Origin of the sequence: Coleofasciculus sp. G3-WIS-01, assembly GCF_040223135.1 — a bacterium.
GTDB lineage: Bacteria > Cyanobacteriota > Cyanobacteriia > Cyanobacteriales > Coleofasciculaceae > Coleofasciculus.
This window is the reverse complement of the sequence record NZ_JAVJZI010000231.1, coordinates 1-14,393: the sequence shown is the minus strand read 5'-3', so window position 1 is coordinate 14,393 and position 14,393 is coordinate 1. Positions and strand designations below refer to the sequence as shown.

The 14,393-nt window shown below is 46.9% G+C and carries 15 protein-coding genes; 12 read left to right on the top strand and 3 right to left on the bottom strand.

All coding sequences use genetic code 11. The features are described from left to right. Positions 1 to 532: 532 nt before the first annotated feature. The 5 genes from RIM23_RS23615 (at position 533) to RIM23_RS23595 (ending at position 5,020) form a co-directional block, all read left to right on the top strand. Positions 533 to 1,270 carry a M15 family metallopeptidase gene (locus RIM23_RS23615; RefSeq protein ID WP_446369887.1) on the top strand — a complete coding sequence of 246 codons (738 nt, stop codon included), beginning with the start codon at positions 533 to 535 and terminating at the stop codon, positions 1,268 to 1,270. A 126-nt stretch (positions 1,271 to 1,396) separates the two neighbouring features. Then, positions 1,397 to 1,771 (top strand): DUF3110 domain-containing protein, encoded by a 375-nt coding sequence (locus RIM23_RS23610; protein WP_446369883.1) that lies wholly within the window; start codon positions 1,397 to 1,399, stop codon positions 1,769 to 1,771. A gap of 18 nt (positions 1,772 to 1,789) precedes the next feature. Then, positions 1,790 to 2,713 (top strand): N-acetylmuramic acid 6-phosphate etherase, encoded by a 924-nt coding sequence (gene murQ / locus RIM23_RS23605; RefSeq protein WP_446369881.1) that lies wholly within the window; start codon positions 1,790 to 1,792, stop codon positions 2,711 to 2,713. An 82-nt stretch (positions 2,714 to 2,795) separates the two neighbouring features. Next, entirely contained in the window at positions 2,796 to 4,334 is a 1,539-nt protein-coding gene (locus RIM23_RS23600; RefSeq protein WP_446369876.1) for a site-2 protease family protein, read from the top strand. A 146-nt stretch (positions 4,335 to 4,480) separates the two neighbouring features. Beyond that, a complete protein-coding gene (locus RIM23_RS23595; RefSeq protein ID WP_446369874.1) occupies positions 4,481 to 5,020 on the top strand; it encodes a Uma2 family endonuclease in 540 nt (179 codons plus the stop codon). Positions 5,021 to 5,045: 25 nt separating this feature from the next. On the opposite strand, the gene RIM23_RS23590 is transcribed toward RIM23_RS23595, so the two are convergent. After that, the gene (locus RIM23_RS23590; protein WP_446369872.1) at positions 5,046 to 5,342 is read right to left on the bottom strand and encodes a DUF2442 domain-containing protein; all 297 of its coding nucleotides are present in this window, start codon (positions 5,340 to 5,342) and stop codon (positions 5,046 to 5,048) included. 129 nt (positions 5,343 to 5,471) lie between these two features. Here RIM23_RS23590 and RIM23_RS23585 point away from each other — a divergent pair, with 129 nt between their 5' ends. Continuing rightward, a complete protein-coding gene (locus RIM23_RS23585) occupies positions 5,472 to 5,939 on the top strand; it encodes a CYTH domain-containing protein (RefSeq protein ID WP_446369870.1) in 468 nt (155 codons plus the stop codon). Here RIM23_RS23585 and RIM23_RS23580 read toward each other — a convergent pair. After that, positions 5,934 to 6,854 carry an alpha/beta fold hydrolase gene (locus tag RIM23_RS23580; protein ID WP_446369868.1) on the bottom strand — a complete coding sequence of 307 codons (921 nt, stop codon included), beginning with the start codon at positions 6,852 to 6,854 and terminating at the stop codon, positions 5,934 to 5,936. The two genes, RIM23_RS23585 and RIM23_RS23580, sit on opposite strands and share 6 nt — an antisense overlap. Positions 6,855 to 7,011: 157 nt before the next feature. Then, entirely contained in the window at positions 7,012 to 7,239 is a 228-nt protein-coding gene (locus tag RIM23_RS23575; protein ID WP_446369866.1) for a hypothetical protein, read from the bottom strand. A gap of 248 nt (positions 7,240 to 7,487) precedes the next feature. On the opposite strand from RIM23_RS23575, the gene RIM23_RS23570 reads away from it, so the two are divergent. From RIM23_RS23570 to RIM23_RS23545, 6 genes are all read left to right on the top strand, one after another. After that, positions 7,488 to 7,976: a hypothetical protein gene (locus RIM23_RS23570; RefSeq protein WP_446369864.1), complete on the top strand. Its 489-nt coding sequence runs from the start codon at positions 7,488 to 7,490 to the stop codon at positions 7,974 to 7,976. Positions 7,977 to 8,510: 534 nt separating this feature from the next. Then, complete coding sequence (locus RIM23_RS23565) at positions 8,511 to 8,657, top strand: hypothetical protein (protein WP_446369862.1); 147 nt, start codon at positions 8,511 to 8,513, stop codon at positions 8,655 to 8,657. 289 nt (positions 8,658 to 8,946) lie between these two features. Beyond that, positions 8,947 to 9,216: a GIY-YIG nuclease family protein gene (locus RIM23_RS23560; RefSeq protein ID WP_446369885.1), complete on the top strand. Its 270-nt coding sequence runs from the start codon at positions 8,947 to 8,949 to the stop codon at positions 9,214 to 9,216. A 407-nt stretch (positions 9,217 to 9,623) separates the two neighbouring features. Next, entirely contained in the window at positions 9,624 to 12,476 is a 2,853-nt protein-coding gene (locus RIM23_RS23555) for an NACHT domain-containing protein (protein WP_446369860.1), read from the top strand. A gap of 154 nt (positions 12,477 to 12,630) precedes the next feature. Next, a complete protein-coding gene (locus tag RIM23_RS23550) occupies positions 12,631 to 13,251 on the top strand; it encodes a restriction endonuclease subunit R (RefSeq protein WP_446369858.1) in 621 nt (206 codons plus the stop codon). Positions 13,252 to 13,636: 385 nt separating this feature from the next. Then, on the top strand, positions 13,637 to 13,858 hold the full coding sequence (locus tag RIM23_RS23545) for a hypothetical protein (protein ID WP_446369856.1): 222 nt from the start codon (positions 13,637 to 13,639) through the stop codon (positions 13,856 to 13,858). The last annotated feature ends 535 nt before the right edge of the window (positions 13,859 to 14,393 follow it).

Genomic DNA, 14,393 nt, shown 5'->3' with positions numbered 1-14,393 from the left:
GTAGACCTAGGTGAGCTATTCTCATTGTACTACAAAAGTTTGGCGGTCAGGACAATTTGGAAATCTCCGTACCTCCGATTTCCCGCTGTCCATCCTCACCTTGCTATCGCTGAAGGTGAGGACTTCCGCGACTACGTTAAGGGCTTACGCCATTGAGTTATCTAAGCAGTATCTCCGTGTCTCAGCGTAAGTCCTTTTTCTTTATGCTTTCTCAAACTTGCTCTTAGTTAAACATAGCTGAGCTGATCGTACTCTGACAGTCCGCATTCTTTAATAAATCTAACATTTCTTTACAAAGAGACACAAACTTCTCCGTGATTCTACGGTGATACAAAGGAACTAGCTGCCAAATTTCCGGAAATATACTGATTATTTTGCTCTTTGATTTGGATATGTTCTAAAAGGAAACACTGTATTCTTTAGCCCCTGAACGCTTGTTCTGACGGTCAGGGGATTTTTTGTACCTGTCTTGAGTTATTAGTCTGATGGCGGTGCTAGAAAATAAAGGACTAATGACCAAAGACAAATCATGGTGAAACCCTATTACCAGATTCTGATTCGAGACTGTGGAGAACCCCTCGTTCCCATACCCTTAGAGCAGTTCGCGGTGGAATCCCCTCATCCTTATGAAAAACTGGGCGCTCCTTATGGGAAAACGTCTCCCTATCATTTGCGCCAGACGGTGTTAGAGGCATTAATTGCAGCTCAAAATGACCTCCAACATCGATGTCCGGGTTGGCGTATCCTGATTTTTGATGCCTATCGTCCGGTAGCGGTTCAGCAATTTATGGTCAATTATACTTTTGCTGAAGTTGCGCGATCGCACAACCTAAACCCAGCGACTCTATCGGAAACACAACGCCAGATGATCTGGCAGCAAGTTTATCAGATTTGGGCGTTACCGAGTCCTGACCCCTTAACCCCACCGCCTCATAGTACCGGTGCCGCCGTGGATATTACTCTAGTTAATCACAAGGGTGAGACGATTGACATGGGTTCGGAGATTGACGAACTCTCACCCCGATCTGATCCAGATTACTACGCCAAGGAGTGGCAACTCCCCTATCATGCCCATCGGCAACTGTTACGGGATATCATGCAAAAGGCAGGATTTCAGCGCCATCCGGGGGAGTGGTGGCACTTCTGCTGCGGCGATCAGATGTGGGCGTGGTTGTGCCATCAACAGAACCCAAGCCAGAGATTTATCGCTCGTTATGGTCGAGTGGCTGGTGTTCCTCCCTGCTCTGAAGAGCCAGGGCTTCCCCCATAAAAGAAGGCTCCAAGGCAGAAGGTTTAAAGGAAGTATTGGGGGCAATAAAAGCAGATTGGGTATTAAACCGATATTCTGGGTAAAGACGATTTTTTTGTCTGTCGATCACTCCCATCTGAACAGGTTATGATTGCACCAAAACAAGTCTATGTTCTCTTATTCAATGCTCGTACAGAAAACGAGGGGATTCACACCCTGCAAATCGGCGATCGCAATGTGGTGTTGATGTTTGAGTCAGAGGACGACGCGATCCGTTTTGGCGGGATGCTGGAAGCCCAGGATTTCCCTAGCTCCTCTGTGGAAGAGGTGGAGGTGGAGGAAATTGAAGAATTCTGCCAAAGTGCCGGTTATGATTGCCAGCTAGTTGAAAGCGGGATGTTGGCATTACCGCCGGAAAAAAATGTGGAAAAAACGGACTGGCAAGCCGATGCTGCGCCAACTCAAGAACCAGAGATCTCTGATCTGGATCGAATTCGCCGTCAGCTAGAGGGATTGTTGTAAGCGCAATTATATATAATAATGAAAAATTTGGAGGAGCGGGGTTATCTGCTAACGGAACAGGTGAACCCTCAGAGTCAGAATCTAGACCAACTCACCTCGCTAGAGTTAGTGGATTTGTTTAATCGCGAGGATGAGAAAACAATTCGTGCGATCGCCGCCGTTCGGACTCAACTGGCACAAGCGATTGATCGCACGGCGCAAGCCCTGAAACAAGGGGGGCGTCTGTTTTATGTCGGTGCAGGTACGAGCGGACGCTTAGGGGTATTGGATGCGGCTGAATGTCCTCCCACCTTTTGTACCCCCCCCGAACTGGTGCAAGGGATTATCGCCGGTGGTGCAGGGGCGTTAATCCGGAGTTCGGAAAACTTGGAAGATCAACAAGAAGATGGCAGCGAAGCGATCGCCCATCGTCAGGTGACGGAACTGGATGTCGTAGTTGGCATTACCGCAGGTGGGACAACACCTTATGTGCGCGGGGCGCTGCAAGCCTCACGACAGCGAGGCGCCACGACAATTTTGCTCGCCTGTGTCCCCGCCGAACAAGTTAGCTATGAGGTGGATTTAGATATTCGCTTACTCGTCGGGCCAGAAATTCTCGCCGGTTCAACGCGCTTAAAAGCCGGAACTGTGACCAAAATGGTATTGAATATCCTGTCTACAGGTGTGATGGTGCAACTGGGCAAAGTCTACGGCAATCGCATGGTTGATGTCGCGGTCACCAATAAAAAACTCCATGACCGTGCTTTAAGAATTCTACAAGACCTGAGTGATCTTAGCCGAGACGAAGCCGGGTTTTTACTCGAACGTAGTGGACGGCGGGTTAAACTGGCACTACTGATGCACTGGACAGGAGAGGATGCCACAGTCTGCGATCGCCTGTTGAGTCAACAGCAAGGAAATCTTAGACAAGCATTACTCACGTATCACAACAGTGGTGAGTGATTCATCAAGGGCGACTTCCCGCAGCTTCCCGACTCAGTTACAGTAGAACTATTGCCTCTAGCTGCTACAAGTTTCATTAAACATGTTCAACGGATCAGAGACGACTGCAACAGTTTTACTTCTCCTTGTCGCACTTGGTGTCATCGGTTGGGGATATAGGCGTGCCCTATCTTATGGCAAACTTGGCATCCTCGCCTGGTTGCAGTCCCTGGTGTTGACGGTTCCTTGGCTGATATTTTTTGTCCTATTGGCTGCCGGAATTTATCTGAATATTGTTGGTATCTTATTTTTATTGGTGGTTTCAACCGGGATCTATATTTTCCTAGGCAAACGTTTGCGCGAGGAAGGTGAAGATGCCATCTTGCACAAGCGTGCCAACCAGTTACTCCATGAGAAATCAGATACCAGCGACAGCCAAAATTTGCCGTCGCCAGGAGACAGTGCCGCAAAAACCTCTCCATCACCCGACAGTAGTGGTCCGGCAGGGACTGATGTTATACCCATTTCTCCAGAAGATCTAAAGACGATTCAGGGGATTTTTGGTATCGATACATTCTTTGCCACAGAAACCATTCCCTACCAGGAAGGGGTGATATTTAAGGGAAATCTGCGCGGCGGTGAGCCTGAGGCGGTGCATTCCCGTTTATCTGCCAGTTTAGAAAAACGGTTGGATGATCGCTACCGACTCTTTTTAGTCGAAGATCCTGAAGGGAAGCCGGTGGTGATTGTTTTACCCAGTAGCAACGATCCCCAACCGCTAACGATTCCACAGAAAATTTTGGCAGGGGTGTTGCTGGTGTCTACCCTCGCCACTAGCTTAGAAGCTGCTGGATTTTTGCTCAATTTTGATTTGTTTACCACGCCTGAACGGTTTAAGGAAACCTTACCTCTAGGTTTGGGGATTTGCATAGTTTTGGCAGTTCATGAATTGGGTCATTGGTGGGCAGCACGGCGTCATCAGGTTCGCCTGAGTTTCCCATTTTTTATTCCCAGTTTACAAATCGGTTCCTTTGGGGCGATTACCCGCTTTGAATCCTTGGTGCCTAACCGTAAAGCTTTGTTTGACATTTCTTTAGCTGGACCTGGGGCGGGTGGTATTGCGTCGGTGTTACTGCTGCTGCTGGGCTTGGTTTTGTCTGATCAAGGCAGTACCTTTCAGGTTCCGGCTCAATTTTTCCAAGGTTCGGTTTTAGTTGGTGGGTTAGCCCGGATCATTTTGGGTTCGTCTATGCAAGCACCGATTGTTGATGTTCACCCCTTAACGATTACGGGTTGGTTGGGGTTAGTGATTAGCGCGTTGAATTTAATGCCCGCCGGACAGTTAGATGGGGGGCGGGTTGTTCAAGCTATCTACGGACGCAAAACGGCTCGCGGCACGACGATTGCTACGTTGATCATCTTGGGAATTGTGGCGCTAGCGAATCCAGCTAATCCATTGATTTTGTATTGGGCAATTATCATTTTGTTTTTGCAACGTTCTTTGGAGCGTCCTAGTCTCAATGAAATTACGGAACCCGATGATACGAGAGCAATTTTAGGTTTGGTGGCGCTGTTTTTAATGGTGGCAACATTGATTCCCTTCACGCCCGCGTTGGCGGTGCGTTTGGGTATTGGTAGCTAAGAGGTGCGGGGGTTGTAGAGAGCAATATGGCGCGTCTGAGAAGCTGTAGGGGCGGGTTTTACCCATAACGTTTCGGCACAAACCACTAACTTAACTCGCGCCCGCCCCGACCAAGTTTTGAGGTTTCCTGTGACGGAGGGTGTTTTATGAGTTCAGTCATCACTACCCCACTCGCTGAGTTTCTGTGTCAACCCAATATTGAGTCTTCTCCGGCATGGGAGTTGATTAATGGGTGTGCTATCCAAAAGCCAATGCCGACTCTGTTTCACTCGCGTCTACAACGTAATCTGGTTAATTATATTAATCGTCATACCGATGAGTTTGAAGCGGTGCAAGAATTACGCTGTTTAGTGCCTCCCTACTCACCTGTACCGGATATTTCCATTATTGCGATCGCGCGTCTTCCTGAGGAGGATGGACCATTCGATGGTACACCAGACTGGCTGATTGAAATTCGCTCCCCTGACCAAAGTACCCTAGACTTACAGAAGAAGATTCTCCATTGTCTGAGCAACGGTACACAATTAGCCTGGTTAATTGACCCCACCCGTCAACAGGTTTGGGTTTGGCAGGGGGATGACCTGCCGATGGTATGCTCAGGATCGGACAGGTTGCCCACTTTGGGTAATTTGCCTGAACTCACTGTCAATGCTGTAATGGCAATGACTCGGCGACAGGAATTGTAGACAGCGCGATCGCGTTTTGTTTGATTTATTGACAGGAGTGCAATGGCGAAACACCCATGCTCTGGAGTTCGCCTTCTGCTACCGTCATGCCATTTTTCCAAAGCTCATACTCACTCAGATCGATATCTTCATTCCACACAATCCCGTAGCCCCCTTGCTCAACCTTAAAGTTATTGAAAAATGCCGATTGACGAAGTGGAGCAAACTGGGGATTTTCTAAAAGATGAATAATATCGTATTTCTTAAATTCTTGATTGGTGAATTCAATCAGCAAGGTGTGATCGTTAATGGCTTTTGCTTGGCAAATTTTTGGGTACTTCATACTATAGCAGTTCGCTCTCGCGTAGTTACAGTACAAGTGTTCTAAATTACTCCTGATCAAGCATCCCTCTCTAATGTGTAAATACACCAGCGCGAAGCGCTATAGTTTTAGTTTACTTTAATTGCAGCCATGGCAATCGAAATTGAACGAAAATTTTTAGTTAAAGGCGATCAATGGCGCACCCTTGGTCAAGGAATGCTCTATCGTCAAGGTTATATTGCTACCCAAAACCTGACGACGGTTCGCGTGCGTTTAGTGGGAGCTCAGGGCTATCTGACGATTAAAGGGAAAACTGAGAGTTTTTCTAGAGCCGAGTATGAGTATCCTATCCCCGAATCAGATGCTCAAGAGATGCTAGAGACATTGTGCGATCGCCCCTTGATTGAAAAAACGCGCTATAGGATAGAGTGTAAGGGTTTGGTCTGGGAAGTGGATGAGTTTATCGGTGAAAATGAAGGATTGATTTTTGCCGAAGTAGAACTGAGTGATGAAAATCAAGTGTTAGATTTACCCGATTGGATTGGTCAAGAAGTAACTGGAGATCCTAAATATTATAATGCTAATTTGGTTCGGCATCCCTTTATTCAGTGGTCATAAGATTGTAGAGATGTTCCATGCGTCTCTACAATCACTAAACTGCTGTATATATTCTGCCGTTATTTCCGGCTTTTCTAGGTGCGGGACATGACCACAGTCATCAATCCAGATTAGTTGAGAATTAGGAATAACCGCTTCAAACTTGTGGGCATATTTTGTTCCCAAAATCCGGTCATCTTTTCCCCATAAAATCAACGTCTGCTGCTGAATTTGGCTAAGTTTTTGACCAAAGGGTGGATATCCCCCATTTTTGGTAAATGAAATTAATGCCCGATGCCATCCCGGCATTTCTAGATGCAGCGCCGCACACAGTAAGGCATCGGCAGAAACAAATGTCGGATCAAAATAGGCGTTTTTACTAATAGTTTCTCGCACCTTGGGACGCCGCAGAAACTCAACCGCCCAATTATCAAAGGGTGGAAACAGGAACTTGCCAATGGGTGGGGGACTGGTGAAACCTGCACTATCGAGCAATACCAGCTTTTTCACTGCTTGGGGATAGGTTAGGGTGAAATCAATCGCCGCCGCCCCTCCCATCGACGCCCCAACCAGAATGACGGGGACTTGGATTAGGGTTTTCCAGAAATAATAGAGATGAGTCGCGATCGCGCTGGCGCTAAACTTAATCCCAGATACCCGCTCCGTAAAGCCAAATCCTAATAAATCTACCGCCCATGTTTCCTTGTGTTCCGCTAACAGGGGAAACAGGCGGCGAAATTCTAAGAGGGAACTATCAAAGCCATGGAATAACAGGATGGGTGTTCCCCCCTGTCCCTGCTGGATGTATGTTGTCGCAATGGGTTGGGGGGTAAGGGGTGTGAGCAGATTGTGGCGTGCGATCGCACGGGTAAGGGCAATTGATGTAGATTCAGTAAGCTGCTGGGTTTTGGCGGGAAGGAAATTGTCATTTGTCATTTTTCATTTGTTCTTTGTCATCCATCTTGTACGGCTGGATACCTCGTCTATGTTTAGCATAGGCGCGGTAGTTGACTTGCTCTATGTCGTTGCGTTTACCAGATGAGTTGTCGTTTTTTTTTAACACTATTGTTTCTTTTTCTAAACCTTTAACCTATTAACGACTTCTACTATTAATAACAGCCGCAAAAAGCAGATAAATTACACCAAAGGCAATGGCAACTTCTTCAGCCCATTTTGAACCATAGAGTCTATACCAATTATCGAAACTTCTTAAAATACGAAGGATTACCTCTATACCCCAATCCAGAAGTTGAAAACCAATATAAATTAATGCAGCCACTCCTAATGCTTGTATAAAAGCATTTCTGAATAAATCATTCATGGCATTTTTTTCCGATTTAGGTGATTTTATTATAACTGGGATAATATAGCACTGGCAATCCATTTAAGTTGAATCACCATCGGTAGGGAACATGTCATGTCCTTCTATCAGTGGAGTCTCTGGATTTATGCGATCGCCTGACTATATTTTGTATCTTTTGATACGGTTTTTTATCGATTTAGGAGAGGCGGGTTAAACTCGATAGAGAAAGCCTAAACGCTTTTTGCTGGTGAAGGGAGGTCATAAAAATGGATGAAGTTGTCAAAAAAATTGCAGCGTTGGGATTACCTGGGGTAATTTTGGTGGTGACGATGGCGGCGACAGGGTTAACCGGGGCGGCGGCGATCACGGCGGCTTTAGCCTTTCTGGGGGGTCCTGGGGGAATGTTAGGCGGAATTGCGGTTTTGGGATTGACGGGATTGATTACGGATGCGTTAGCTGAGGTGGGGCTTGAGGATTTACTCACGGCGATTTACTGTCAGCGACGCCAGAGTGAACCTCATGGGAAGTTGATTGAGGAGATTGAGGCGCTTTCCCTATTTAATGGGGATATTAAGGATAGGTTAAAAGCGACGGTAACGGATGGGTGTGGTTGTGATACTGTAGTGAATGCTTATTTAACCGATACGACTCAAGAGGCGATCGCAATTTTAGAACGGGTTCCCGGTATGACTCCTGCACATCACCGAGATTTTAACGTAGTCGCGGAAGTCCTCACCCTCAACCAAGTAGGGTGAGGATGGACAGCGGAAAATCGGAGGTACGGAGATTTTCAAATTGTACTGGTTAAATGTAATTTTTTAGTGTTAAAATGACAGCAACCCTCCTAGGTCTACATGGTAAGGCATGGGAAGACAGATGGTTGGGCTAGGTGTGATAGAGATGTAGTCCTTGCGCGTTAATGAACTCGACCACCGTTCGCTTTTATGGCGTCCTCCAAAAGAATAGCGCAAGATGCCATTAGGCATTATTCGGTTAGCACTCTAACCATAAACCGCGAAAACCAAGCGGACTGACAAAATATCACTGTCTGCGGAAGGCGGACGGCTGCCTGTTGACGCTGAGTAAGACCATCACCAGATTGAGTTCTGGACTTTCTACTCTTAGAAATTAGGAAGTACCCAACGTGGCATCGACGGATGAAACGGGAAATCCCGAAGACGAATAAGACCGTCCTTGTTTAGCTAAGTTGGAAGCCCCAACTTCAGCGAAGCAAGTTGGGGTACTTCACGCAGTCTTATCCGATTATTCGACTCAGGGATGGTTCAGCTGTGAGAACTTGGAAAAATCCCTTGGGTGTTGACCATGTTTTTGTGGCGGATAGTCATGAGAAAATGGTTTATGGGGGATATGTGGGTTGGATTCATAGTGAAGGGTTGAATTGTGCGATCGCACAAATTAGACGCGATTTGACCTAACTTTTATCCGATGGAGGTGCTACATAGGCGAGAGATTCTTCATTCCGCTTCGCTCCATTCAGAATGACACTAATATAGTTATATAACAATGTCATGCTGAGCGGAGCGAAGCATCTCATTACTCAGCTAAAGAGACCAAGGTTTCATATTCCGAAAAGTGATATAACAATGTCATGCTGAGCGAAGCGAAGCATCTCATTACTCAGCTAAAGAGACCAAGGTTTCATATTCCGAAAAATGCTCCAATTATGCTAATCCAACCAAGAAAGTGAATGCGTATTATGTCTACATGATGACGAATCGTTCAAAAACGCTTTACACTGGCGTGACAAATGATTTATATCGTCGCGTATACGAACATAAACAAAAGCTGATTCCTGGATTTACTCAAAAATATAATATCAATCGACTCGTTTATTATGAGCAAACTTCAGATGTTAGGGAAGCAATTGCCCGTGAAAAACAGATTAAAGGGTGGTTGCGTGCTAAAAAGATTGCTTTGATTGAATCGGCAAATCCTCAATGGCGTGATTTGAGTGCGGATTGGTTTGAGACGTAGTGCTATATGTTCGCGACATATTGGCACATAGTCTTCGTTGCGCGATCGCTCCCCTGAAAATAACACAATTTGGCTTAAAATAGGTTATTGCTATTCACTGCTTGTAAGCGACAGGTTTATAGAGATGCTTCGTTCCGCTTCGCTCCAGTCAGAATGACACAATTGGGTTCAGGGATGAAAACCTAGAATTATAACGGATATAATTATAAGATCATAGTATAGCGATCCGCTTTAAGTCGTGAGTTAAGACCATCCAGAATAAACGCGATCGCAACTCCGACACCCTACATAGCCCTGACTTCACCCAGGTTCGTTCGCTCATAGTAGGCACTTTAGTGCCATCCATAAGCCAGCGCTATAACTTTTGAGCTTGATACAAAACCGCTTTAATCAACAGGGGTACGATTATGATAAGTTCTCAAGATACCCATACCGAAGATCCTTGCCCACTGAACCGTGATCCACATATTGAGTCGGTTTGCCGATTCCTGGAGGATATCGAATCCCATTTTAAATATAAAACCCTTTTACACACCCAACACCCGATTCCCCGTAAATCCCTCTATATCCCAATTCAAGTTACCCGCGAACGCAATTATCGCCATGAGGTGGAAACCTTCTGGGGATACGCCGAATCAGAGGCTGAACTTAAACGCGCTTATGCAATTAAAAGTCGCGACGTGGAAGCCAAACGTTATCGCGTTCCCTGGGAACAGGCGAAGAAAAACTATCAGCGCCTGATGGTTTTGGCTGATCCAGGAATGGGTAAAAGTGCGCTACTGCGCCGGGAAGCCGCATTGAAAGCAGCAGGTGAACGGCAAAAATTGGTGGATGCCAAAATTACCGTTGAGGATGTGGTTTTTCCCCTATTTATCCGCTTAGTGGATTTGGATGAAACCGCAGATGATATCACGGTCGCGATCGCATCCCTGGTTCAACGGGATTATCCCACAACCTGGGTAGATATTCAACCCTGGTTACAGGCGAAATTGCGTCAGGGGAAATGTCTGTTGTTGTTCAATGCCTTAGATGAAGTCCCCAAACGCGATCGCAATGCTTTAGCCGCTAAACTCAACCAATTCCTGGAAACCCATCCCTGTCCGATGATTTGTACCTCGCGGATAGTCGGGTATGGCGGCGCGTTTATCAATGGGGCAAAGGAAGTCGAAATTATTCCCTTGAGTCAACCCCAGATTGAACGGTTTATTCATACCTGGTTTAAACATGGCACGGATTCAGAAAAGGACGGGATTTCTGCGGCTAGCTTAATTGAACAACTGCGACAAAATCCCCAACTGCGCGGCTTGGCACAAAATCCCCGATTACTTTATTTACTGTGCAGCTTATATTATGAGCAAGTCCTGACATTACCCGCCCGTCGTGGTCAAATTTATCAGAAAACCGTCGAGTATCTCCTGAGTCAATGGACGCACCATCGGGCGCAAGAGAGTGGGATGAAAATCCGCTTATTGGAAGACTTGGCTTATCAGTTGACCTGTAAAGGGCAAGATGTGTTTGATTCCCAGGAATTGAAACAGGAAATCGCCAACGCCCTAGAACAAGATCAGGGGTTAGAGCCCTTAAGCCAACAAACCCCCGCCCAACTTCTAGTACAATTATCTGGAGAACAGGGAATTATACACCGATTGACCCAACAAGGCGATCGTTATGTGTTTATTCACCGGATTACTCAGGATTATTTAACCGCCTGTTATTTACGACGGCAGATTCAAGAGAATCCCAGTCAGGGGATGGCGTTGGTGAAAGCCCATTTGTGGGAGTATGACTGGCATCAAAGCATCACGTTACTGGCGGGATTGATGGATGATCCGATTCCCTTACTCGAGTGCATTGTTCAGGAAAAAGATGATATCTTCTCCACCCTATTACTTTTAACCGGACGTGCGATCGCTGAATGTGATCAATTGTCTCATCCCTTAATCACCGAAGTGATTGACCACATTTATGAGTTGTGGCACCATTACCCCTTCCTTGGCTTCATTGCTTCCACCGTTGTCGCCTTGGGGCAAACCAATTCCCAGATGGCACAAAAGTTACAGCAAGAACTGGATGAGAAACACTATTATACTCGCAAGGATTTCGTCGCCGCATTAATTGCCGCCTTGGGTCAAATTGGCACTCCCCCAGCCGTCGCCACGTTAATTAAAGCCCTGAATCACGGACCTTGGTATGTGCGCGGGGAAGCCGCTACCGCCTTGGGCTATATTGGCGATGCCGAAACCGTGAAAGCTTTAATCCCCGCCCTGCGGGATGAGGATACCGTGGTTCGGGGTGAAGCCGCTGCGGCGATGGGGCGGATTGGTACATCGGCGGCGATACAGGCGTTAATTGTTGCCCTCCATGATATTGATAGTTATGTGCGGGGGGAAGCGGCGATGGCATTGGCGCAGATTGGCACACCAGAAGCCTTGCAGGAATTGGTTAAGGTGCTCAATCACCCGGATAGCTTTGTCCGTGGGCAAGCCAGTGGCGCGATTCATCTGGAAAATCCGACAGTAGTGCAGGCGTTAATCCAGGCTTTGAATCATCCCCAGAATCAGATTCGCCAAGAAGCGGCGATGGTATTGGGGAAAATTGCGACAAGGGAAACAATGGATGCGTTAATTCCGGCGCTGCAAGATGCTGATCCAGTGGTGCGAGAAGAAGCGGCGGAGGCTTTGGCGCGATCGGGGAATCCTCAGACGTTGGAGGTGTTAATTCCGGCGTTAGAAGATACTGATCCGGTGGTGCGCCAGGAAGCAGCGGCGGCGTTAGGGCGGATGGGGACAACTCCCGCCCTGACGGCGTTAATCCCAGTGTTGGAAGATCAGGATAAACGGGTGCGAAAACAGGGGATTGAGTCATTGGGCAGAATTGGTACTCCGGCGGCGCTACAGGCGTTAATTCCCCTATTAAAAGATAGCGATGGCGATATCCGAGGCGCAACGGCGACAGCCTTGGGACGTATAGGTACTGCACCCGCCCTGCAGGCATTAATGCCCTTGCTCAAGGATCAGGATTGGTTTGTCCGGGAGCAAGGGGCAATGGCATTAAGTCGGATTGGTACACCGCAGACATTGGAGGCGTTATTGCAATTGCCGATCGCGGAGATTGAACGCCCGGAAATCTTGACCTTGATTCGCACGTTGGCGGTGCGGTTTAGTCGGGAGAAGTCCCCATTGGTGCCGGTGTATCCAGAGTTAGTGGGAGTTATGGGTGGATTCCATCGCTTAGGGCGGAGGTTGAGTGGGAAGCGATAGAATTTAGAACGTAGTCGGGGCGGGTTTAGTGGTATTGGGGTCAAAAACCCTAATCGTGAAACCCGCCCCTACGTCATTCGCCCCGTCTCAAACCAATTCGCGATCGCAGGATACCAATGGATAAGATTAGGCTACTAAGTAGGGGGAAAGACAGATGGTTCAAACTATCCAATCCAGAGATGTTACCCTGCGAGAACTAAGGACTAATTTTGGTCTGCAACTCACCCATGAGCCGCAATTCTTTCCTGAGTGGCAAGGGAATCTGCCCGAAATTACTGATTTACAAAAGCAACAACTGGATCAGGTGAAAGCGGGATATTTTAACTTGCTCAATTATCCCCCCATGCTGGAAGGCGTGGTGAGCATGGCAATTCTTGACCCCTTGCTGTTTATTGGGGGATTTTACTTAGCCCCTTTTCATGTCAAAGCGGAAAAGTCGGTGAAGATTACCACAGAATATGAACAGACAATGGTTACCGGAACTCTGGATGTTTTGGTATTAAAAGATATTGTTTGGGTGATGGTGATTGAATCCAAACAAGTGGAGTTTTCGATTGAAGCTGGATTGGCACAAATCCTGTCTTATATGTTGGCAAATCCTAATCAGGAACAGCCGAGTTTTGGCATGATTACTACAGGCGGAAGTTTTATTTTTATCAAATTGGTTCCTGGGGAGTCGCCCCAGTACGGGTTATCTCGGTTATTTTCATTGCTGAATCCGGGTAATGATTTATATACGGTGCTGAGGATTTTCAAGCAGTTGGCTCGATTTTAAGGGGGGTTGTTGGGGTCATGAACCTGCGATCGCACTTCCTCTCACAGGTGGATCATTGTATCCCGATTTCCCCTGTTGTCTGTTTTGAAGCAGACAGTAGATGCATAAACTGGCTTTTTTGTCAAATCTACCGCTGAATGCGTCTAGAAAATTAGGTTATGCAATATAGTTGTAGTATTTAAGCTTTTCTGACGCTAGGGAGAAATAAATAACGCCGGATCAAGGCATCTAAGCGTTTTAAGCAAAAAATTGGCTATAAAAAGGACACAATACAGCATTTAAAATTATGATACTACATCCTCAAACCCAGAGCAAGTCAGGATTTGCCTGTGACATTTTCTGCCCCTCCTAAATCGGATTCGCTTTAGAATATTAAAACGTAAGCGTGAAGACTAAAAGTTTTCTTTATCTGAGTCGGGTGATGGAAACAAACATAGCTAACGTGAGAGTGATGGTTTCCGTTCTACAACACTTGGACAAAGCTAGACAACATTGGATCTTGTTAGACATTATCCGGATTGCTTCCTGCTTCACCCTGGCGGTGTCGGCACTCAACCAGTCCACAGGCTTAAAATCGGACGAAACTCGCCCTACTCAAAGTCAGTAATTGTAGTAATTTGAGAAGCTTTGCTGCTTTAATCCGTTATTTTCAGCGCCATTAAGGTATGCTGGATTTCTCAACCGCCTGCCTTACAGGTGCGCTACTCTTGTAGAGACGCGCCATGGCGCGTCTCTACTTTGTTACGGGGTCTCAAGCCCTAAGATTTTTAGCTTGGTTTTCGCTTGCGTTCATTATAACACAACAACACCTGGACAAAATATCCAACAATGTCCAGAGGTGTCCAAGTTTTTGGTTACAGTTACTTCCCCTTCTCCCCACCAGGGGGGATGGAGTTGGGGTTAGGGGATGAGGGGGAAAAGTAAGGTGCGATCGCTCTCTCCTTGGCACATTCCTAAGACCCAAGGCAAAACCTATCATCTTTTGGGGCGACCCGCTTGGCTTATACCAAGTTGCAGTCTAAGGTAGAATCTGTCATGCTGAGCAAAACGCAGTGAAACGGAGTGACGCGAAGCATCTGCCCAGATTCTGACGCTCGTTCCGACGCTCGTTCCGACGCTCGTTCCTCGCTACCGCAACGCTT